Raw genomic sequence first — 22,989 nt, 5'->3', positions numbered from 1 at the left:
CGCTTACAATTTAAGTTGAGGAGCGTGATTGAAATGAAAATATTAGCGATTACATCTTGCCCGAATGGAATTGCTCATACATATATGGCTCAAGAAAAATTAGAACAAGCAGCTAAAGAGATGGGTGTTGATATTAAAGTTGAAACACAGGGCGGCGTGGGAGCAGAAAATGTGTTAACTGCCAAGGAGATACGTGAGGCAGATGGCATTATTATTGCAGCTGATAGACAAGTTGATTTGGCTCGGTTTCATGGTAAACGATTAATTAATGAAAATGTGCGCGAAGGCATTCATCATCCACAAGCATTAATTCAACGTATCATTGATCATGACGCTAAAATTTATCATCATCACGGTGAAACAAACGAACATGATGTGGTAGATGATGAAAATAAAAAAAGTGGCGTGCAAATGGTCTATCAACATCTAATGAATGGTGTGTCATTTATGGTGCCATTTATAGTTGTAGGTGGATTGCTGATAGCGATTGCTTTGACGTTAGGCGGAGAAACATCATCTAAAGGCCTAGTGGTGCATGATGGTACATTTTGGAAATCAATTGAAAATATAGGAAAATTATCATTTGGATTTATGGTACCGATTTTAGCTGGATATATTGCATATAGTATCGCAGATAAACCAGGTTTAGTACCCGGGATGATTGGTGGTGCTATCGCAGCGGATGGTAGTTTCTATGGTAGTGCTGCAGGTGCCGGTTTTCTTGGTGGCATTGTTGCAGGGTTCATTGCTGGTTATGTTGCTAAATGGATTAAACAGGTTAAAGTTCCAAAAGCGATGGCACCAATTATGCCAATTATTATTATTCCGATATTAGCTTCATTGGTTGTCGGTTTAATTTTTATTTTTGTTATCGGAGGGCCAATCTCGAGTATTTTTAGTGTGTTAACCACTTGGCTAAAAGGTATGCAAGGTACAAATATCATTATCTTAGCACTAGTCATTGGTGCAATGATTGCCTTTGATATGGGTGGCCCAGTTAATAAAGTAGCTTTTCTTTTCGGTTCGGCTTTGATCGCTGAAGGCAATTATACGGTTATGGGAATGGTCGCAGTTTCTGTGTGTACACCGCCGATAGGTTTAGGTCTAGCTACATTTTTCCAAAAACATAAATTTAATCAATCAGAACAAGAAATGGGTAAAGCGTCATTTACAATGGGATTATTTGGTATTACTGAGGGTGCAATTCCATTTGCAGCACAAGATCCATTGCGTATTATCCCAGCCAATATGTTTGGCGCAATGGTGGCAGCAGTGATTGCAGCTTTAGGTGGTGTGGGTGACCGTGTCGCGCACGGTGGTCCGATTGTAGCAGTACTTGGAGGTATCGACCATATTGTTTGGTTCTTTATAGCAGTCATTGTTGGTAGTATCGTGACAACGCTGACTGTATTATTGTTAAAACGTAAAACGCCTGCCATTAATGTTGATGAAACACAGGCAAAAACAACGTTAGCCACAGAAGTTACTACGCCTCCACAATCGTCAGTAAATGAAAATCTTGACAATAAAAATACTGCTGAACAACAAATCTTTCATCAAGAGTTGATTGAACGTGTCCAAACACCTATGACGCGTGATGAAGCAATAGATTGCCTTATTCAGCAATTGGATAAACATGGCTATATTAATGATTGTTTAACTTTAAAAGATGCTATTGTAGCGCGGGAAGCCGAAGCGACAACTGCAATAGGAATGAACGTGGCGATTCCACATGCCAAGTCAGCTGCAGTTAAAGAACCTGTTGTGGCAGTATTACAGCATCAAACAGGTGTAAAGTGGGATAGTCTAGATGGTTCATTACCACAAATTATTTTCTTAATAGCTGTGCCAAATCATAGTAATGATACACATTTGAAGTTGTTACAACGTTTATCAAGAGCCTTAATGGACGATGCTACACGTAAACAATTTATTGAAGCAGCATCAACAGCAGATATATATCACATGTTACAACAACTATAAAGGAGGCGTCAGGACATGGTGTTATTTTTACAACCAGTTTTTCAAGAACGCATTTGGGGAGGTCGTGCCTTACAACAACAATTTAATTATGATATTCCAAGTCATACTACTGGTGAATGTTGGGCGATTTCAGCACATCCAAATGGTCCGAACATTATTGAAAACGGACCGCATAAAGGAAAGACTTTGACGCAAGTATGGGATGAAGATCGCGCATTATTTGGAGAAGATCAACGCAGCCAATTTCCACTGTTAACAAAGATTTTGGATGCTAATGATAAATTATCTGTGCAAGTTCATCCGGATGATGCCTACGCTTTAGCACACGAAGGCGAGTATGGTAAGACAGAGTGCTGGTATATTATCAGTGCTAAGGAAGGTGCAGAAATTATTTATGGTGTTCATGCAGATAATCAAATTGAGTTAGCCCAGAAGATTGATGCACGAGACTTTGACACGTTATTTAAACACGTTCCGGTTAAAGCAGGTGATTTTTTCTATGTGCCGGCTGGAACTGTACATGCCATTGGGGCCGGGATAACGATTCTAGAAACACAACAATCTTCAGACACGACCTATCGTATTTATGATTATGATCGCAAAGATAAAAATGGACAACTACGTGCACTTCATTTGGAACAGAGTAAGGCGGTTATTGATCTTGAAACGAAAAATCCTAATACGGTGCCGATACATAGTATCAAGCACGGCCAGTCAATGACACAGTTTGTGTCAAACGCATTCTTTACAGTAGATAAATGGGAAATTGATGGCACGTTACCATATGAGAAACCACATGTTTATTGTCTAGTATCTGTGATAGATGGACAAGGTATTGTAGCTATAGATGGAGAACAATGGCCAATTAACAAAGGCAGTCATTTTATTATCACAGCTGATGATTATGACGTCGAATTTGATGGACAACTCACGTTAATCGTTAGTCATCCATAAAGACGAGGTCGAGACAAAAATGTTGATGACTTGAGTTGAAACGAGCAATTCGCGAAAATTGTACCTCAAATTTTTGCGAATTGTATCATTTAACCGAACTCGTATTGTTCGTATACACGTGAGGAGCATTTCTCTGTTTTGGGTTTCTTTGTTGAAAAGCTTTTTTGTGATGTTAATGTTCAACTTTTTATTACTACTTATACCTTCGTATTAGTGATAATATAATTCTCAGAAAACAAAATTTCTATGCTTCAGTCTCGATTTTGATGTAATAAAAACTTATACGATATATTGCTGGTGAAGGCTATTAACAAAGTTTGTAAGAATCTATTGGATTATTAAATATATTTTAAAAATCATAAAAAGACAAACCAACCTTTTTCAAAGTAGGTTTGTCTACAATTTGTAATTAATCAAAATTAATTATCATTGATTTAGGTCCTCTAGTATATATTCCTTTTTCTTCAAGAGGCATGGATTTTAATTTTATATTTTTTAATCGTTTTAATAAAATATTTGCCACCATTTCTAATTGAATTAACGAGAAAGATGCACCAACGCATGTATGGATTCCTGCTCCAAATGATAAACTTTGAGAATGAGTGGTGAATGGCTTGCTACTTTCAGAATTTCTATAAATATTAAATTTATCAGGATTAGTGAAAGCGTTAGGGTCTCTGTTTGCAGCTCCAATCATACATATCACTGTATCCCCGGTTTTCAAGTGTGTATTGTGCAAAGTAAAAGACTCAGATAATTGTCTAGGTATTAATTGAACAGGAGAATTGAAACGAAGGGTTTCTGTAATTGCTGCCCTTAATAACTTAGGATTATCTATGACATCTTGATATTGATCAGGGTTATTCAATAAATTGTAAAATAAATAGGCTAATGTTTTATCGACAGGTTCTGTTGCAGCTAATAAAATATTTAAAGTTAAAGCTAAAATTTCAGTATCTTTATATTCTTGTAAAATAGAAATTAAGTCGTCTTTAGCAGAATTTTTTCTTTTTCTAATCAAAGGCATCAAATATTCTTCTAATTTATCACTACATTCTAATGAATATTTAATTTCCTCATTACTTAAGTTGAAAGAAGTTATAAATTTAGCTATGCCATTATGCCATTTTCTAATTTTTTCTGAGTCTTCAATGTTTAAGCCCAATAAATCCATAGAACTTTGAATTGCAAATACTTTTCCAAAGTCGTTTACTATATCTATTTCTTTTTTATCAATAAATTTGTCAATAATATAATTAACTCTTTTTTCTAATATAGGTATTAATTTTTCAAGATATTTTCCAGTCATCCCTTTTAAAATAGCTTTCTTTTTAGCTTTATGTTCATGACCGGACATTTGTGCTAGAACCCTATCTTTCATAACAGGCTCAGCTCTTTTGGCTAATGTCTTAGTAGTGAAAACTTCATTATTTTTAAGAGCATACTTTACATCTTTATAATTACTTATAAAATAAGCATTAATTGAATCTTCATAATGAACTGGATCGTTTTCTCATAAATATTTGAAGTAGGAAGTAGGATTTACTTCGTATCCTTTGTCGAAAATACTTTTAGACACTTTTAACATAATTATCCCCTCTATCAGTTAATATTATATAGCCCTGTTTTTCATTCATTTTTAAATTAAATTTATCGTTTATAATACTCGTACCTAATTCCCATGGTGCATGATAAGCCATTAAAGTTTCTTGAGTATTAATTATAGGATTGGCGTTGAGAAAGAATGGTAGTTCTGCCAAAACATATTGTGCTGCATATTCTAAAGATTCATTTGTCATTTCAATAGATGTATTAAGGTTTTTGGCTTTACTTTTAATGGCTTGAAATGACATTTTTAAACAACTGTTTTTGAAGTTAGAGTCTGTATAGAATTGATTTACGATGTTCTCATACATCTCAATATAAGAAATATGTTGTCTGAAATCAGAAAATCTATGAATTCTGTTTGTTATAGTTTTATTACATTTTAAGATTGCGTCTTCACAGAATCTAATTTGTCTTTTGATTTCCTTCCGCACTTTTTGATTAGCTTTAGAAGTTGAATAACCTAAACATTCTAAAAGATTTTTAGATTCTTCTCCTGCTAATAGAATAGAAAAATCATCGAAATTTAAATTAGCCCATTGAATAACTTTTCTTATATATAATTCATTATATTTGCTTGTAAAAGGGCTTATACCTAAAATGACATGCCTTTTTCTCTGATAAATTTGTTTACAGTTTTTTGTTAAAAAGTCTACTTTAAAGTTATGCACATTAATCCCCCCATTTAATTGTTAACCCATAAACATTTTACTGGTTAACAATTAAATAATACCAAATTTATATAATGTGAGCAATTACATTTGACAATAAAAATAAAATATACAATAATATAGTTAACTGGTTAACTATTGGAGGGGAATTAAAGTGGATATGCAAAGAAAAGTCATATTAATGTTACAGAAATTTATAATTGAAAGAGAAAATGCTGATAAAAGAAGAAAGTATAGAAGAGAGAATGAAAACCTTGATTTATCTTTAACTCAATTTCATATCATAGAGTTAATCGATAAAAATGATAAAATCAATAATAAATTTCTTGCCAAAGAGTTAAATTTATCTAAACCAGCAGTTACTAAATCCATAAAAAAACTATTATCTAAGAATTTAGTGGTTGAATTGAATAATGAGGAAAATAAAAGGGAGATTTATTATAAGCTAACAAAAAAAGGGGAAAAACTTTCTTTTATACACGATGATTTACATAAAAAAGCAGTTAAAAAATACGAAGAAGTATTAAAAGTATTCGATGATAAAGAAATGGAAACAATTATTGAATTTCTACAGAGAAGTGTTGATGAACTAAAAAAAGAAGAAGTTGATTCTAATGGCTGAAATGAAAAGTAATATAAAATTATATATTCTAGGATTTTTAGCGTTTTTCGCATCACTAATTCAAAATATATATACACCTATCATTCCGAGATTACATGATGATTTTCATGTGTCTTTATTTTGGATCAATGTAACAGTTGGTGGTTTCATATTTATTGTTGCCATCATGCAAATATTGCTAGGTAAAAGTATAGATTCTAGAGATTCGAAAAAAGTACTTTTAGCAGGATTAGGAATTGTTATTTTATCTAGTTTTGTTTGTGCTATTACAAATAATTTCATTTTATTTGCGATATCAAGATTAGTACAAGCTATTGGGTGTGGAATAATTCCACTTGTAACCTTAACTTTATTGGCTAAGTTAAGTTCAGGTAATGGTAGAGCATCCGCAATGGCAAATTATCAAATATTTTTATCATGTGCTCCAGCATTGGCACCTATATTGGGCAGTAGTATAGGTGCTAAATGGGATTATATGGGGATTTTTAGTTTTTTGTTTGCGATATCAATGATACTATTTTTAATTATATCATTTACAAATATACCTAATGTTGAAAAAGGAATAGGAAAATTAACAGAAAAAGTAAATGAAAAATATTTATCTGATAAAGTTTTTATTACTTTAGTATTGTTAGGATTCTTAATATTTTTCACCTATTTCTCAATATTGGTTTATTTACCAACATTATTAAACAATATATACAATATAGGTGAAGGAATATCCGGTGTATTATTTTTACCTATTACAGTTAGTGTAATATTAGGTAGTATGTTCTACAAAAGAATTTCAAAGAAGCATGAGGGTTTAATTATACTTAAATACACTGTTATTATTTTTTCAATATTTACTTTGCTATTTGGATTGTTTAATACTTTAAGTTTAATAATTTTATCATTCATCATTTTTATACTAGGACTTTTTGTCGGCCTTGTTCCTGCCTTACTATCAACTCTAATATCTCAAAGGTTCGAAAGTATCAAAGGAAAGGTTTTAGGTGTTTTTAATTTTGTAAGATATATAGGTATGACTATAGGTGCAATATTAATTGGATTGGTGCCTCAAACATTTATGCCTTATTATTTTGCAAGTGTATCTTTAGTTCTAATCTCAATATTTATATATGTTAATACAGAAATATTTAAGGAGATGTTCAATAATAAAAAGTAATTTCATTTTATAATTTTTAAAATTATAAAAAGACAAACCCCCCTTTATAAAAAGTAGGTTTGTCTACAATCAAACCCTCCCTTATAACGGGTGGTTTTGATTAGTGTCGATGATAACGTGGGAATAATAATTCATTAGTGAAATAAAGTTGTGAATCAATGGTTTGTACGATTTTATCGTTTTCGTGTAACCATAGTTGTAAATCATTGTAATAATCGGAGCTCATTGATAAATCATTAGTAAAACAATGGGCTGTAGCTTGTATGGTTTGTTGGTTTAATGCATCATATACATCAGTTTGCGTATAAGCACAATAAATTGCAATCGCTTCATTCAAATGTTGATGAATATAATCTATAGCTTTTTTAATGACAGTGATAAAACGTGATAATTTATCATGCTGTATTTTGAGGTGTTGTGGAGAGGTAATCAATATTAATTGACAAAAATCTGGAACATTATAATCTTTAAGAGCGAAGAAATCGACATTTAAGCCACGTAATTTTGCTTCGATTATTTCGAAATTTTCAAAGATTAACGTTGCTGCGTCTGCTTTGTCCTTCTCTAAGGCATCTGTATGATAAAAGCTATTGTTCACAGGAATCAAATCACCTTCCTGATATGTAGCACCATCGGCTTCAATCATTGTTTTAACAATTGCAATACCACCGGAGCCTGGTGCCCCAGGATAGGTTAAGCGTTTTCCAATAAGGTCACGTGGACGAGTTATTGCTTTATCTTTGTTGAACATGACACCACCGTTAGTGTGCAAGAATCGTGCGAAGCCAACAACGTCTTTAGCGTTAGCACGATCTTCAACTAAGTGAATAGGTTCTGTTATCGCTATATCCATTTTGTTGTTTTCAATTTCAGATAGTGCATCGAAATGCGCTTCTGGCTCAATCATATGTACGTCAAGTTGTGCGTCTGCAAACCAGCCTTTTTCAATGCCAATGATCAGCGGCATATGATCTGGATTTAAAAACCATTCTAAACCAACTGTTAGTGTATCCATTATCTTTTCTCCTCCTATTAAAATAAGCATTCACGTAGCAAAAGTGAATGCTTGTGTTTAACAAGAAAAAGATTGATGTCAAAAGGACTACGCATCAATGACGCACAAGGTTCACTTTCCTACGCTGGTACTAACCATCAGGTTCAAGGGTTGAAACAAAGTTTCTCTCAGCAGCGATTACTGCACCCCTAGTGATCATTTACATATACAACATAACATAACAACATAAGTAAATAAAATTGGTATATCATAATTGAATGATGCATTGATATGACCTATTCTAAAAGTGAACATATTTATAAATTTTTTAATGTTAAGAGGGTTAAAATGTTAATAAGCAATGATTACTTGTATTATTTAACTATTATCATCGAGGTGTTCATTCTTGTAATAATACTTTGGGCGTATTTGCGTCTGAGTCGACAATGGCAATCTAAGCAGCGACGTATTTTAGTGATTAGCTACCAACTTGGTTTAATGGCAGCATTTTTAATTGAATTATTAGATGCGCTACTACCAGAGAATATATTTGGAAATGTTGTATTTGATGATTTATGGGGTTTTTCTACTATGATTGGATTGATTGAACTTAAGCGCCAACATTTCACCAAAGTATGGTGGCTTATGCCGACAACATTTTTGAGTGCTGTATTATTCATTATCTTTATACTATTAGGACCATTTGATTACTGAACATAGGAAACGAGGACGGATAAGCATATTTAACTATTGAACAATGCTAAAGATTCACTAATTTGTGAAATAAAGTTAATAGTTAATATGTTTATTTTTGTTTTTGTGAAGATACTGCTAGAGAAAATGAGAAAACACTTAATCTCACGAATCTTATTTAAAAGTTGTAAAGTTTGAATAAAGTAAAACGATAAGTACACATTAATTCAATCGTAAAAAACGATAACATGGAGCGTTATTTAGTACAGACTATATTATTTTATTATTTATATATATTATAATAAATTTTGTTTATTTTAGTAGCTGAAATGGTGATTATTCTTTATCTTGAGTATGTTTAAAACTTGGTTTTTCGTGTTTTGAGTCATTTGAAGCATGTTGGTTTTGTCGTTTAATTTGTTTGCGCTGACTTAATGAGAGAAATATTTCCATAATTCCCAGTGCAATTGCAAAGATAGATACAATATCAATACCATTAAATAAACGCACAATCCCAACGATAATTAACATAAGCCCTAGAACGAATGAGAAATTAAAGATGTTTTTCATTTATATCACCTCTTTATCAATATTGTAACTTACGATACAAGATTTTCGAATGATAGTTTTTTAAATTATCATACACCGTGTTTTTATACGAATTTTTAAACGAAAAGAATATCCATACGACTATAAGTTTCTTATGTGGAAACTTTATTTCCTTGATATTGTCATATTAGAAATACAATTTAGTTCAACTGCTAGATACAATAAATGTAAGGAGTTGTTTAATATGATTAAAATTAATAAGGTTATAAAAGCGCAGCGGACTAAACTAGGATTAACGCAAGATAAATTGGCTGCATATTTAGATATCACAAAGCCAACTATTTCAAAATGGGAAAATGGTAGTTTAATGCCTGATATTCAGTTGTTACCAAAGCTTGCAAAATTATTTAATATGAGTGTGGACGAATTATTGGATTATCAAGATGTATTAACGAAAGAGGACGCCACTCATCTGTGTCAACACTTGTCTAAACAATTGACTAATCATTCGTATGGGACATTTTTAACTGCAGTGAAAGAGAGTTGTCATAATAACAATAATGAGTATTCATTTTTATTGTCAATCATTGCGTTGCTGATGAATCATATTTATTATGCTGAAAATGAGGAACAACGTCTAGATACGATTCAATTTGCACAAACATTATGCGATATAGTTGAAGAAAAATCTGATTCTGATGAACTGATAAAATATGCTAAATGTTATCGTTTAGCATTTCAGCTATATTCAGCAGACTATGGCGCCATTATCGACACTGTTCCTGATTGTTCAATTAAAGAGGGAACAGCATTCTTTTTAGCAGATGCTTATGCACAACAAGGGAACTTAGCGAAGGCTTCAAGTGTGATTCAAGTGGATATGTATCAATCACTAATGTTAATGTCTCAACAGTTACAGTTGATATTGGTTCGTGATTTATACGAAGAAATCAGTGATATCGAACAGCGTTTTAAAGCATTGCAGCAGGGGTTTAATACCAATCAATTATTTCCATATATCAATATTGGTATTAATTTGTCGCTGGCTAAGTATTACTATCAACAAACTGAGTATGAGCAAGCTTTAGAATATTTAGAAGACTACTGTCAGTGCTATGAACGAGTTGTGCGAAATTGTAATTATCAGCAAGATCATTTTTTTAATGATATTGATATGTTTTTAGCAAAAATGCCGTTTGGTGAGCGATTAAATATACAAAATGATAGAGTGGCACGTGACTTTTATAGAGTCGTAGCTGACGAACAACGATTTGCAGAATTGTGGCATAATCCACAATTTCAACAGATTGTGAAGCGTTTAGACTTTATATATCGCCAGGGGATTGAATAAAATGAAGAAATGGTATGTGACAATACTTTTATTAGGGATTAGTTTACTTTCAGGATGCAATTACAGTGATACACATCAAAGGACAGGTTTGGTGTATCAACTTGTTGTTGGACCTATGGATGGGTTGCTGCATTATTTGGGTTTACATCTGAATCATAATTATGGATTGGCTATTGTTATTATTGTGTGCCTAGTAAGATTAATATTAATGCCACTCATGTTGCATAACCAAAAACAAATGGCAATAACCAGTATGAAAATGAAAGAATTACAACCCAAAATTGAACCGATACAACAAAAAATGAAAGCAGCAGCAACTCAGCAACTAAAAAATGAGGCATATCAAGAGTTGCAGCAGTTATATCAACAACATCAACTTAATCCTTTAACAACCATGTTTGGCTGTTTACCTATGCTAATACAAATCCCCATTTTATTTGGATTATATGCGACATTAAAATGGCCAACTTCAGGAGGAATTCTAAGTTATCCAACATTTATGTGGTTTCATCTCACATCACCAGATAGCATGATAGCTATGATTGCTGGGTTCATGTATTTTGTCCAATCATGGTTAAGTGCCAGACAAATGCCTAAGGAACAAAGAATGATGGGCTATGTGATGATGATCGTTTCCCCGTTATTTATTCTCTACATTGCGTTTCAATCTCCCTCAGCACTAGCTTTATATTGGTTTGTAAATGCTGCGTTATTAATATTGCAAGCAATTATATCACAACGCCAAACGCATCATATTAGACAATCAAAAACAATGTGATAAATCTTCATATTATTAGGTAGACACTGCCATAGTTAAGCATGATAAAAGAAGACAGGCACTATCATTTACCAATCAACGGGATGTTAAAAATGATTCAATATTTATTATAGCTGGTATGATTGCCACAGTTGAGACAACACCACTTAGTATCAGTCGACCATATATGTGTAGTTGTTAGGTAGTAATTGAAGCAAGCGACCTCTTTATGAAAAGCAGATAGTCGAATTAATTGAACCACAAGTTGTAAATAGCAAGAATAGATAGAATACCAAAATATTTAACTGCAAGTTTTTTTAAAAACATTCGATTTTAAGCAAGCGAGAATTGAATTATTAATCGTATTAAATGCATAAATATAAAATATTATGAATATACAAGGAAGTGTGAAAATTTATTTTCTAGGACATGGATCTTCTCAAAAAGATGATACATGTCTAAATTTTTAATCAAAAATCGGATGTGAGATTGTGAAAAAATAGATATAAACATTTGTTCATAGTCCGCAATAATATTTTGCATATTGGTTACTTTTAAAGACATATTATAATAAAAATTCCCAAGTTGTATAGACAAATATGCCTACAATGGCGGGGTTTTTACTTTGTAAATGCAATTTACATACTTGTCACAAAAACTTAACAATTCTCAAAAGCCTTGTGTATGTAAGCGTTGTAATATTAAATGTGAAATATTTCACAGAAATAATTATTTAAGGTATTAACAATTTTTGATAATCGTACTACACTGTCGGTGGAGGTACAAAAGAGAATAAATTAATTTGAGGGAAGAAGGTTATATTTATGAAATTCTTGAAAGTTGCTTCTTCGGAGGAAGCAAGAAAATATTTCACTAGCGAAAGAGAAATTGTATCGATCCATGACAAAGATGAAGACATCATCGATTTAGGTGCTGTTGTTCTTATGGAAGAGGATATGGATTTTGTCAACAAACTTAAAGAGGCAAAATTAGACATTCCTGTATTTGTTGTTTCCGACTACGAAAATGATAAAGATGCAGCTAACGCAGTGGATTTAAAAGAAGTAGATTTCATAATAGATGTAAACAATAGTAATTTTGAATATAATTCAAAAAAATTAGAATATGCAATTTCTAAATATGAAAACAATGTACTACCTCCATTCTTTAATACTTTAGCGGACTATGTTGAACGCGGTAACGTGCAATTCGACTGTCCTGGACACCAAGGTGGACAATATTTTGCTAAACATCCAGCTGGAAGACAATTCTACAAATTCTTCGGCGAAAATATTTTTAGAGCAGATATTTGTAACGCAGACGTGGATTTAGGGGACTTATTAATCCATGAAGGTCCAGCCGTAGATGCTCAAAAACATGCTGCAAAAGTTTATAATGCAGACAAAACATATTTCGTTATGAACGGCTCAACAACATCAAATAACATTACGATTACATCAGCAATTATGCCTGATGACTTAGTATTATTTGACAGAAACAACCACAAATCAGTTTATATTTCAGCTTTAGTTAAAGACGGTGGCCGTCCAGTTTATATGCAAACAGCACGTGACTCTTATGGTTTCATTGGCGGTATTCACGAACACGACTTTGATGAAGAATATTTGAGACAAGAAGTTGCTAAAGTGGATCCTGAACGTGCAAAATGGGATAGACCTTTCCGTTTAGCTGTTATCCAATTGGGAACTTATGATGGTACGATTTACAATGCACGTCAAGTTGTAGATAAAATTGGTCACTTATGTGATTACATTTTATTCGACTCAGCTTGGGTGGGTTATGAACAATTCATTCCATTAATGAAAAAATCTTCACCATTATTATTAGACCTTGATGAAAATGATCCTGGTATCTTTGTTGTTCAATCTACACATAAACAACAAGCTGGTTTCTCACAAGCGTCACAAATCCATAAAAAAGATAAACACATTAAAGGCCAAAAACGTTATATCAATCATAAACGTTTCAATAATGCTTATATGCAATATGCATCAACTTCACCGTTCTATCCAATGTTCGCTTCTCTAGATATCAACGCAAGAATGCAAGAAGGACCTATGGGAGAAAAACTTTGGAACGATTGTTTAACGGTATCAACAAATGCTAGAAAAGAAATCCTAGCTAAATGTAAATATATTAAACCGTTCTTACCTGAAAAAGTGAATGGTAAAAAATGGTCTGATGCACCAACAGAAGAAATCATTAGCAATTTAGACTATTGGAAATTCAATCCAGAAGAATCATGGCATGGTTTCAACGGCTATGGTAAAGACCAATATTTCGTTGATCCAAACAAATTCTTATTAACAACACCAGGTATCAACCCAGAAGATGATTCATACATGGACTTTGGTATCCCAGCAGTTATTTTGGCTAATTATTTACGTGAAAATGGCATTATTCCTGAGAAAAATGACTTAAACTCTATTCTATTCTTAATGACACCAGCTAGCGACGAAGCTAAAATGAACAATTTAATCGCTAAATTAATCAAATTCGAAAGCTTAATTGATCAAGATGCACCGCTAGATAAAGTGTTGCCAAGATTGTATCATCAAAACTTTGAACGCTATCAAGGTTATACAATTCGTCAATTATGCCAAGAATTACATGATTTCTATAAAGAACATAATACAAAAGAATTCCAGAAAAAAATGTTCTTAAAAGACTACTTACCAGAACAAAGCATGAAACCTTACGATGCTAACATTCAATTATTGAAAAACAACGCTAAATTAGTTGAATTAGACAACATCGTTGGAGAAATTGCACTTGAAGGTGCATTACCATATCCTCCAGGAATCTTCTGTGTTGTTCCAGGTGAAAAATGGAGCGAAACAGCTAAATCTTACTTCAAGATTTTAGAAGAAGGTATCAATAAATTCCCTGGATTCGCACCAGAAATTCAAGGTGTTTACTTTGAAGAAGTAGACGGCAAAATTAAAGCATTTGGTTATGTGCTAGAAAGCTAGGAAGGAGAACGAACATGGCTCAAAAGAAAAAAATGAGTGTGACTCAGTTAACAATCGTTACGGCTGTTAACATGATGGGTTCAGGTATTATCATGTTACCGACGAACCTCGCACAAGTAGGTACAATGTCAATCCTTTCATGGATTGTGACAACAGTTGGAGCAGTAATGCTTGCTTTCATCTTTGCTAGAGCAGGTTTATACAGCTCAAAAGGTGGAGGAATGGGTGGTTATGCAGAATACTCATTCGGTAAAGCCGGAGCATTCTTAACTAACTATACGTATGGTCTTTCGTTGGTAATTGCCAATGCTGCCATCGCTATTTCAGCAGTAGGTTATACAGCTGAATTACTTCACATCCATATGTCACCAGTTGCTACAGCGTTATGGACAATTTTAGCGTTATGGGTAGCAACATCATTAAACTTTGGTGGTGCAAGCATCACTGGTAAAATCAGTTCATTTACTGTATGGGGCGTTATTCTTCCAGTTGTATTCATCAGTATTATTGGATGGTTCTGGTTCAGTGGAAGTAACTTCGCATCATCATGGAACCCACATCACTTTGGATTCTTCGAAGGTATGGGTAAATCAATTTCAATTACCTTATGGGCATTCTTAGGTTTAGAGTCAGCAGCAGCAAATAGTGATGCTGTAGATAATCCTAAGAAAAACGTACCAATTGCCGTTATGGGTGGTACAATCGGTGCTGCGGTAATGTACATTATTTCTACAAACGTTATTTTAGGTATTTCACCAATTAAAGATTTAGCACATTCAAATGCACCATTCGGTTTAGCATTTAGTCATATGTTTAACCCAACAGTAGGTAGCATTGTAATCGGATTAATGATTATTTCATGTTTCGGTTCATTAATTGGTTGGCAATTTACAATTGCAGAAGTATTTAGAACGTCTGCAGTTGAAAAATACTTCCCTAAAGTATTCGCTAAAACAATTGGTAATGGTACACCATTAATTGGTATGTTGATAATTACATGTTTACAAACACTAATTTCATTAATGACAATTAGTCCATCATTATCTAAACAATTTACCATTTTAGTTAACTTGGCCGTTGTAACGAACGCTGTGCCATACGTTCTTACTATGGCAAGTATTAAGACGATGCAGAAAGAAGCAGGTAGTGTGTCTGCTAAAGGCATGAAGTGGACAAACTTTATTGCAGTCATTGCAGGACTTTACACATTATATGCAATCTACTCTTCTGGTGGTATCGCAGTTTACTACGGTGCAATAGTAACGTTTGCCGGATGGACACTTTATGGATTGATTTCCTATAGATTTGACGTAAACAAACCTCATGAAAATATTACAAAATAATTAAGATAGCTTAAAAAACGTGAATATTCTTTCCTTAACAATCCCATTAGCTGTATTCTCAAACCTCTCGCAACACGGCTATGGGATTGTTTTATTTGAATTTAGGTGTAAAATAATAGGTGTAAATATGTAAAAGGACTAGATAAAAATGAAAAAAGCAGATCATTCTGTGAGTAGAATATTAGTCATTTCTACGATAGGTGCACTGATCTTTTCCGTGATAGGTATCTTTTTAGGTATCGTATCAAACAGTGACATGGTGTTACTTGACGGTCTGTATGCAGTGCTTAGCTTATTAATTTCTTCACTTTCTTTATTTACATCTATAGCAATCAAGAAACCGAATCATGAGTCTTTTCCGTTTGGTAAATATGTGTTTCAACCTCTTACCATTATCTTTAACTCATCAATCATGTTGTTATTATGTATCTTATCATTAGTATCATCAGTTTATGCGATTCTACAAGGCGGGAGAGATATCAATGCAAACATTGGTTTGTTCTATGGTATTTTCTCATTTGTAGGCTGTGGTCTAGTGTGTTTAATGTTGTCACGCAACCGTAAACGTTCAGATCTTATTTATGCTGAAATGTTGCAGTGGTTACTCGATACTGTAGTTAGTTTTGGTTTAGTATTTGGCTTTGTGTTAATGTTTGTTTTAAAATACACGCCACTTGCATGGCTCATTCCTTACATTGACCCAGGAATGGTGTTACTCGCAGGGATTATCCTGATTACAATGCCAATTCGATTACTATACAATAATGGTAAGGAACTTATTTCTATGTCAGCATCTGAAGAAGTTCAATATGAAATTTTTACGATTGTTAAAGAATTAAACTTAAAATATAATATTCGTGAAGAAGATTTAAGAATTTCTAAAATGGGACAAGCGATTTATATAGATTTACAAAATATTGTAGATTCCAAATCAGCAATTAGAACGATTGAACAAGCAGATGTCTATCGTGATGAGCTGATTCATAATATAAATGAGGCTTTTACAAACTATGATAAGTGGTTGAATATTTCATTTACGGAACAGTATTATTTAAGACAATTGAATTAGGATTTGATTTGTTGATGCATCACGTTTGATAAGACAAATGATATGGCACATGAGGTTTGAGATAACCTTGTGTGCCTTTTTCATTCTTAAATAGAATGAATCGCACTTTTTTTGTTACTTATAAGCATGAAAGAACTTATTTCGGGGATGATAATAATTATTTTGGAGGTGCTACACATGAATGCAGATATGGAGTTATATAATAAGAAATTTGGGACAGAAGCACAACTATATAATACAAAAGTAAAGTATGTCTATAATCAAAATGGCAAGAAAACATTTGTCGAATCGACATTGATTTTAAGTAGACGACATATTGTTATTATTTCAAATAAGGAACACTTTTTTAAGGAAATTATTATACGCAATATTAAAGGGTATACCTTATCTGATAAGTTTATGAGTGCCGTTGTTGAATTGATTTATGGGGATAATCAATTTGAATTTAATGCCACGATAGCTTTTAAAAACAAGAAAGAACGTGAAATCGTGTTGAATTTCTTAAGCGTACTTTTCGACAATAACTTTTTGAAAAATAAACTACAAAATAAAACAGATCGATAGCGTCTGTAAACAGCTAGATAAGTATAAAAAATCATCTGAGTATATAAATGATTATATCAGATGATTTTTTATATTCTTAATTGGAGGAACTTATTTATAAAAGGAGGAACAGATGATGTATAACGATATCAGTGAAGTACAATTACCACAACAATTTAAATATGGTAGTCAGCAAGACATCGTTGTTCGCAGTTATTATCAGTTTACAGCTGATAATCGTATTTATTTTGACGCACATCATTATCGAGATTTGATTGATCATGAATATCGGTTAACGATAGATATCCAGTCTCCAGTTAATGCATACGGGTTAGCTATTGATTTCTTTGATATTGACGAGATATATTATCAATATATTCATCCTAAATTGGATGGTCAGCTTATCAATAATACATTGATTTTAATGAATACAACAGCTGAAAATATCGCTAACTGGCTTTGGGAGCAATTCAAGCGCCACCTGCCATCAGGGCATCATATATGTCGGCTCGAGCTAGCAGAAACGGCGCAGCATAGTGTTATATTGGACTCACGATTAAACTATAAACGTGTGTGATATTTATGCCATGTTAAAATACCCCAAAACAGTACAAGGCCACTCATTAAAATAAGCCAAATGATATCGAATTGTCTTGTTGTTATCTTGGTGTATACACTGTAGATGAATAAAGTAATAAAGAAATATCCAGTTGTCCATTTACTTGCGATACTTACATGATGACGTTCCATTTCATCTTGCTTTTTTAACATTTGAATCATCCTTTGCTTTACTTTGTGCTAAATAAATCGTCAACGGTTGTATCAAACTGCTTTGCAAGTTTAAACGCTAACATTAATGTGGGATCATATTTATTATTCTCGATGGCATTAATTGTTTGGCGCGAAACGTTGACGTTTTTGCTTAACGTTTCTTGAGACATGCCTATTTTTTTACGATAGGCTTTAATTTTATTTTTCATATATCACGCATCCTAAGTGGTATATTTCTTTTTTACAGAAAAGTAATTCATGACTAAAAATAACAGGCCCAATAAGATGTATAGTAATTCTGGATAATCTTTAAATATAAAAAGTGATTCTGAAACTTTCTTGTATATACCAAATAAACGCAAAAATACTGAAGATAGCATTGCATAAACTACCCACACAAATGTGCGTGCAAATATTTCTAGGAACATCCGCCGTTGTCGTTCATCGTATTTGGTATTGTCTTTTTTACGACCATCGACGCTTTCTGCTGGCAACAATGCAGTGGTGACGATACTCCATGATACTGAAAATATAAAGAAACCGATATATGCTAAGATTTTCATTGTATTACACCTCAAAATGTCAAAAGTTTTTTACATAAACACCATAACAACTGAAATTCAGAATGTCAAATACTTTTTACATTTTAAATAATAAAAAAAGAGCGGGACAGCATTTATTGTGAATTCGAAGTCCCGCCCTGGCAAGGTTGACTCGGGTTGAAAAAAGCTTGGGATAAGCGTATTTTCAATTCAGTCAACTACTGCCAATATAGAGTTCATAGCCTAAAACATGACGATGTCCGAGACGTTTTAGGTAACTAGCTTAAAATGAGTTGTGTTAATTCTTCTGCTGATAATGATCCAAAGTAATAATTTAAATCAATATCTTCTAAGCGAGCGATTAAATCCTGTTTAACCATTCGTGTACCTACTAGATGTGTTTCAACATCATGAATATCGCCTTGTCCAAAGAAATCGCCAAAAATACTACAACCTGAGATACGATTTTGTGTTACTGAAAGTGAAATATCAATGGTACCACAAGCAAAACGCGCATTGCGATTATATTCATAACGCGGAGAATGTCCATAATTCCACTCCCAATTTGCGTATTTGTCAGCAACGAGTTGATCAATACCAGCCCAATCTTCGTCGGTTAATGTATAGCGTTTGGCATCTGAAATGTCATCGATGCCCATAATTTGTTTAATAATAAGGTCTTTGAACGCTTGAATGGTGATGTCTTGATACTCAGGGGCAAGTGAATCCCTAATATTACCCACGCGAGCACGTACGGATTTAATGCCTTTGGACTCAATTTTTTTGCGATTTGGATTTAATGATTGCACCATGGCATCGTAATCAACGTCGAGCAGTAGAGAGTAACCACCATAAATACGGTTGTTGATTACTGTCATAGCGGCGCCAGAAATTTTTTTGCCATGGAGTGTTAAATCATTGCGTCCACTTTGGATGACATCGGTGGCACCAAGATGATGCAATGCTTTGATTGCTGGACGATAGAAACGTTGGAAGTCTCCATAAATTGACGTATCTTGTTCAAGGATGCAGCACACATTTACAGCACCTTTATCAACGTAAACGGCACCGCCTCCAGTATCTCGACGTACTACTTGAATGCCATGCGTATCAACGTATTCTTGATTGATTTCGATGGCAGTATTTTGGAAACGTCCAATTTCAATTTTAGGGTCACAGTAGTATGGTAATAGAATATCTTCATCTAAAAAAATATGCTGATTTACATAAACTTGCATGGCAAGGTTAACCGCACCATCAGCGATATATTTTCCATTGCGGATGGGTTCAATTAAATACATAATTTTAGCTCCTAGTTGTTCATTTTCTGCTGTGCAGTTGTCATTAATGTAGCAATGTCTTCATTCAAATGAATGGTTCGCGCTTTAATATTTTGTGGAATACGATAAGCTTTTTTATTTAAAGTCATAAAAAGGGCATCTGGATTGTGACGTGTCATGCGCTGAAACGGATGTTTCACAAATTGTGGTGTCGTATAACCGATACCAATTTCAAGGTATAAGATTTTGCCATGTTGATGTTCAGCTAAAAAGGCATTATACCGTTCGAGCTGTGCATGAAAATCAGCATCTTCAACCATGCCAACTTGTGCTTTACGTTTGTTAATTTCCATAGGCGCATTACATTTTGGACAATGTGGAATCAATGTCCAAGGAATTTTCATATCTTGTTGTTCAGCTACCATCTGACGAATAGCATCATCATCACGATAGGTCTTTGCATGACAATGCTGGCTACATTGCCATAAAATATATTCGCCTTGAATATGAAATACTTTATTTAAATCATAGTCTGCTGCTAAAAAAGCATTATCTGCATTAGTTGTAATAATATGATACGCTTTTTGCGCTAATAATGATTTTAAAGCAAGATATGATGCTCCGACCGGCTGATCCAAATAATTTAAAACAACAAAACGACTTTCGAATGCCCAGTATTCCTGCCAACTATCAAAGGGATGTAGACTGGCTTGTAACATATCAAAGAAACCATATTTTTCGATAAAATCTGGAAAGTTTTGTGTAAAACGATCACCTATGTAGGTAAAGCCATCAGCTGCCGACATACCAGCGCCAATACCGACAACGACTGCATCTGCTTCATAGATAGCGCGTAGTAGTATATCGACTTGTGCAGCGTCTTCGCGAGCAAGTTGGAGTGCTGCCCATTTATTATGACTCATGAGTCTGAAGCACCTCCGTATAAAGTTGTGCATCTTTATCAGTAAAGACATTAAAAATAACCTTTATTGATGATGGATGTGTTGTTAAATAATCCGAAACGGTCTTAATCGCGATATGGCAAGCTTCTTCTTGTGGAAAGCCGAATACACCTGTCGCAATGCAACAAAAAGCTATATGTTGTAAACCGTGCTGTTCAGCTAATTCTAAGCAAGATGTATAACAGCGCGCTAACAGTTCTTTATTCATTTGCGAAACAGGATATTTACGTATTTGTGGACCGACAGTGTGCAAGACATAACGGCAAGGCAAGTTATACGCCGGTGTGATTTTAGCTTTACCTATACCTTCTTTACGATCTTGTTGTTTGATGATTTGTGCACAATCAAGACGAAGTTGAACGCCTGCTTTTGTATGGATTATGTTATCTATACAATCATGATTGGCTTGCATACAACCTAAGAGGCTACTGTTAGCAGCATTGACAATCCCATCAACAGCCAGATGTGTAATATCACCTTGCCACACATATAACTGTTGATTCTCTACAGGTGTTAACGCATCCATATGAATGGGCTGTCGTTCAGTTGATAATGCTGAAAGATAAGCATCTTGAATATCTAAATATTCTTGAGAAATAGGTTCTGGTGGTCTGACATTGGCTAAGCCACGATATAATTCCCATTGTGCTGTGGAGTCAGTAGGGTAGTTTAACGGTTCTGAACCATGTGCTTCTTGCCATAAATAATGTGTTAAATAAGCGAGACGTTTACTCTGTGTTTGTAACATTTATGCCTCTGGTAATGCGTTATACGCATCTTCATCTACATTTTCTAATTTGACTAACCAATTGTCTTCTGGTTTTTCTGAGTTTAAAATCGTTGGTTCGTCTTCAGCTTTTGTATTGCGTGCCACAATTGTTCCGGCAAGAGGCGTTTGGACATCTAACACCGTTTTTGAAGCTTCAATACTTACAATTTCATCGTTTTTAGCGACATCGTTTGCAGTCATGAATTCAACATAACCCACAGTACCAATATCATCTTGAAGTTCTGGTGTCATATAATAGACATATTGGTTTCCTTCCTTTTGTACTAATAGATAGTTTGCTAATTTAGCCATATATATACTTCCTTTCTTTAGTTATAGATATGCTTGTGCAAGTAGTTCTAGCGTGCGACAGCGGTTTTCTATATTTGGTAGGAGAGGTACCACTAAGACTTCATCAGCTTGAAAGTCTTGAATCATGGCGTCGAGTTTTGGTGTTACTTGTGTGATGGTTCCAGCTAAAATTTTAGAATGAGATGCTTGCATGCGTGCTTTATCTCGCGCAGTTGGTTGATATTGTAATGCAGTCTCATAAGATGGAAAACGTTCGAACTCAGCAAAATAACGTTTTCCTAATAACCATACATCTAGTGCTTGTAATAATCGTGTAGCTTCTTTCTCAGTGTCAGTTACAATGACAAACACGGTTAACATAACACTTGGTGACATCTGTAGTGATGTAATTTCAAAATGCTGGCGATAAGTAGCGATGCTATGTTGTGTGGCACGTATGCTATCTGTATCTGGCAATAAAAATGTACCAACAGCAAACCCCATACCTTGCTGTGCAGCCATTTTAGCTGAACGTTGGCTAATGCTTAATAGCCACATATCAGGATGATGTGATATGTTTGGTTGTGCCATGACGCTAGAAAAGCGCTGCTCACTTTGCTGATTTGTTAAGTAATGACGAAGATCCACGATACTTTGTTGATAATCAAGATATTCAGATTTATCCTCGTCCATTGCACGTTTCACGGCAGGTGTACCAGGATTATTGCCAATGCCAAGATCGACGCGTCCAGGATAAAATGCTTCTAACATGCGAAAATTTTCGGCGACTTTGTAAGGACTATAATGAGGCAACATAATACCACCTGAGCCTACTTTAATGTGGGATGTTTTACCCAAAATGTGCATCATCAATAATTCTGGACTACTGCAAGCAAAAGCTGGCACGTTATGATGCTCTGTTATCCAAAAACGTTTAAAGCGTAGTCGATCTGCCAGTTGTGCCAAGCGTATTGTATCGTGAAGTGCCTGCTCAGCATTTTTCCCTTCATCTATCATCGCATAATCTAACACATTTAGTTCTACCAAAAACTCATCTCCATTACTGTTTTATCATTCCC

The 22,989-nt window shown here is 33.9% G+C and carries 23 protein-coding genes, 1 pseudogene and 1 riboswitch; of the genes and pseudogenes, 12 read left to right on the top strand and 12 right to left on the bottom strand.

Annotation, left to right across the window (positions count from 1 at the left end; translation table 11 throughout):
• The first annotated feature begins 33 nt into the window (after positions 1–33).
• The gene (locus CD041_RS09870) at positions 34–1,983 is read left to right on the top strand and encodes a fructose-specific PTS transporter subunit EIIC (RefSeq protein ID WP_070648120.1); all 1,950 of its coding nucleotides are present in this window, start codon (positions 34–36) and stop codon (positions 1,981–1,983) included.
• Positions 1,984–1,998: 15 nt separating this feature from the next.
• Positions 1,999–2,937 (top strand): mannose-6-phosphate isomerase, class I, encoded by a 939-nt coding sequence (manA, locus tag CD041_RS09865; protein WP_002479029.1) that lies wholly within the window; start codon positions 1,999–2,001, stop codon positions 2,935–2,937.
• Between the two features lie 409 nt (positions 2,938–3,346).
• Here manA and CD041_RS09860 read toward each other — a convergent pair.
• Positions 3,347–4,525 (bottom strand): annotated as a pseudogene (locus CD041_RS09860) (cytochrome P450, cyclodipeptide synthase-associated).
• Positions 4,509–5,213 (bottom strand): tRNA-dependent cyclodipeptide synthase, encoded by a 705-nt coding sequence (locus CD041_RS09855; RefSeq protein WP_051575047.1) that lies wholly within the window; start codon positions 5,211–5,213, stop codon positions 4,509–4,511. Before CD041_RS09855 ends, CD041_RS09860 begins: the two are co-directional and overlap by 17 nt.
• A 160-nt stretch (positions 5,214–5,373) precedes the next feature.
• Here CD041_RS09855 and CD041_RS09850 point away from each other — a divergent pair, with 160 nt between their 5' ends.
• Both CD041_RS09850 and CD041_RS09845 read left to right on the top strand, forming a co-directional pair.
• Positions 5,374–5,835 carry a MarR family winged helix-turn-helix transcriptional regulator gene (locus tag CD041_RS09850; protein ID WP_094449198.1) on the top strand — a complete coding sequence of 154 codons (462 nt, stop codon included), beginning with the start codon at positions 5,374–5,376 and terminating at the stop codon, positions 5,833–5,835.
• 1 nt (position 5,836) lies between these two features.
• Positions 5,837–7,003, top strand: coding sequence for an MFS transporter (locus CD041_RS09845; protein ID WP_103284525.1), 1,167 nt, complete (start codon positions 5,837–5,839; stop codon positions 7,001–7,003).
• 100 nt (positions 7,004–7,103) lie between these two features.
• Here the strand turns inward: CD041_RS09845 and CD041_RS09840 are convergent, their stop codons facing one another.
• Positions 7,104–8,018: an ABC transporter substrate-binding protein gene (locus tag CD041_RS09840; RefSeq protein WP_070648124.1), complete on the bottom strand. Its 915-nt coding sequence runs from the start codon at positions 8,016–8,018 to the stop codon at positions 7,104–7,106.
• 99 nt (positions 8,019–8,117) lie between these two features.
• Positions 8,118–8,218: riboswitch (TPP riboswitch) on the bottom strand.
• A gap of 127 nt (positions 8,219–8,345) precedes the next feature.
• Between CD041_RS09840 and CD041_RS09835 the strand changes: the two genes are divergently transcribed.
• Positions 8,346–8,711: a hypothetical protein gene (locus CD041_RS09835; RefSeq protein WP_002479027.1), complete on the top strand. Its 366-nt coding sequence runs from the start codon at positions 8,346–8,348 to the stop codon at positions 8,709–8,711.
• Between the two features lie 315 nt (positions 8,712–9,026).
• Here CD041_RS09835 and CD041_RS09830 read toward each other — a convergent pair whose 3' ends face one another.
• Positions 9,027–9,260: a hypothetical protein gene (locus tag CD041_RS09830; RefSeq protein WP_002460728.1), complete on the bottom strand. Its 234-nt coding sequence runs from the start codon at positions 9,258–9,260 to the stop codon at positions 9,027–9,029.
• Between the two features lie 223 nt (positions 9,261–9,483).
• Between CD041_RS09830 and CD041_RS09825 the strand changes: the two genes are divergently transcribed.
• The 7 genes from CD041_RS09825 (at position 9,484) to CD041_RS09795 (ending at position 17,872) form a co-directional block, all read left to right on the top strand.
• On the top strand, positions 9,484–10,590 hold the full coding sequence (locus CD041_RS09825; protein ID WP_070815458.1) for a helix-turn-helix domain-containing protein: 1,107 nt from the start codon (positions 9,484–9,486) through the stop codon (positions 10,588–10,590).
• Position 10,591: 1 nt separating this feature from the next.
• Positions 10,592–11,368 (top strand): membrane protein insertase YidC, encoded by a 777-nt coding sequence (gene yidC / locus CD041_RS09820; RefSeq protein WP_002479024.1) that lies wholly within the window; start codon positions 10,592–10,594, stop codon positions 11,366–11,368.
• An 803-nt stretch (positions 11,369–12,171) separates the two neighbouring features.
• Entirely contained in the window at positions 12,172–14,340 is a 2,169-nt protein-coding gene (speC, locus tag CD041_RS09815) for an ornithine decarboxylase (protein WP_002460725.1), read from the top strand.
• Between the two features lie 14 nt (positions 14,341–14,354).
• Complete coding sequence (potE, locus tag CD041_RS09810; RefSeq protein WP_002460723.1) at positions 14,355–15,683, top strand: putrescine-ornithine antiporter; 1,329 nt, start codon at positions 14,355–14,357, stop codon at positions 15,681–15,683.
• 148 nt (positions 15,684–15,831) lie between these two features.
• Entirely contained in the window at positions 15,832–16,752 is a 921-nt protein-coding gene (locus CD041_RS09805) for a cation diffusion facilitator family transporter (protein WP_070648126.1), read from the top strand.
• A 177-nt stretch (positions 16,753–16,929) separates the two neighbouring features.
• Complete coding sequence (locus CD041_RS09800; RefSeq protein WP_002479023.1) at positions 16,930–17,316, top strand: hypothetical protein; 387 nt, start codon at positions 16,930–16,932, stop codon at positions 17,314–17,316.
• Between the two features lie 115 nt (positions 17,317–17,431).
• Positions 17,432–17,872 (top strand): 6-pyruvoyl trahydropterin synthase family protein, encoded by a 441-nt coding sequence (locus CD041_RS09795; RefSeq protein WP_070648127.1) that lies wholly within the window; start codon positions 17,432–17,434, stop codon positions 17,870–17,872.
• Here the strand turns inward: CD041_RS09795 and CD041_RS09790 are convergent.
• From CD041_RS09790 to CD041_RS09755, 8 genes are all read right to left on the bottom strand, one after another.
• Positions 17,857–18,066, bottom strand: coding sequence for a hypothetical protein (locus CD041_RS09790; protein WP_080606667.1), 210 nt, complete (start codon positions 18,064–18,066; stop codon positions 17,857–17,859). The genes CD041_RS09795 and CD041_RS09790 overlap by 16 nt on opposite strands.
• Positions 18,067–18,083: 17 nt before the next feature.
• Positions 18,084–18,275: a helix-turn-helix transcriptional regulator gene (locus CD041_RS09785; RefSeq protein WP_002460717.1), complete on the bottom strand. Its 192-nt coding sequence runs from the start codon at positions 18,273–18,275 to the stop codon at positions 18,084–18,086.
• 12 nt (positions 18,276–18,287) lie between these two features.
• On the bottom strand, positions 18,288–18,629 hold the full coding sequence (locus CD041_RS09780) for a hypothetical protein (protein ID WP_070648129.1): 342 nt from the start codon (positions 18,627–18,629) through the stop codon (positions 18,288–18,290).
• A 257-nt stretch (positions 18,630–18,886) separates the two neighbouring features.
• Positions 18,887–19,909, bottom strand: coding sequence for a lipoate--protein ligase (lplA, locus tag CD041_RS09775; protein ID WP_002460713.1), 1,023 nt, complete (start codon positions 19,907–19,909; stop codon positions 18,887–18,889).
• A gap of 11 nt (positions 19,910–19,920) precedes the next feature.
• Positions 19,921–20,811, bottom strand: a complete 891-nt coding sequence (locus CD041_RS09770; RefSeq protein WP_080606668.1) for an SIR2 family NAD-dependent protein deacylase — start codon at positions 20,809–20,811, stop codon at positions 19,921–19,923.
• Positions 20,801–21,598, bottom strand: coding sequence for a protein-ADP-ribose hydrolase (locus CD041_RS09765; RefSeq protein ID WP_070648130.1), 798 nt, complete (start codon positions 21,596–21,598; stop codon positions 20,801–20,803). The genes CD041_RS09770 and CD041_RS09765 overlap by 11 nt, the downstream gene beginning before the upstream one ends.
• The gene (locus CD041_RS09760; protein WP_002460709.1) at positions 21,599–21,931 is read right to left on the bottom strand and encodes a glycine cleavage system H family protein; all 333 of its coding nucleotides are present in this window, start codon (positions 21,929–21,931) and stop codon (positions 21,599–21,601) included.
• A 21-nt stretch (positions 21,932–21,952) separates the two neighbouring features.
• Entirely contained in the window at positions 21,953–22,957 is a 1,005-nt protein-coding gene (locus CD041_RS09755) for an LLM class flavin-dependent oxidoreductase (RefSeq protein ID WP_070648131.1), read from the bottom strand.
• Between the last annotated feature and the right edge of the window lie 32 nt (positions 22,958–22,989).

The organism is Staphylococcus lugdunensis (genome assembly GCF_002901705.1).
In the GTDB taxonomy this organism is placed as follows: Bacteria; Bacillota; Bacilli; order Staphylococcales; family Staphylococcaceae; genus Staphylococcus; species Staphylococcus lugdunensis.
Note: the sequence above shows the minus strand (reverse complement) of the source record. Positions and strands in the feature narration are given on the sequence as shown.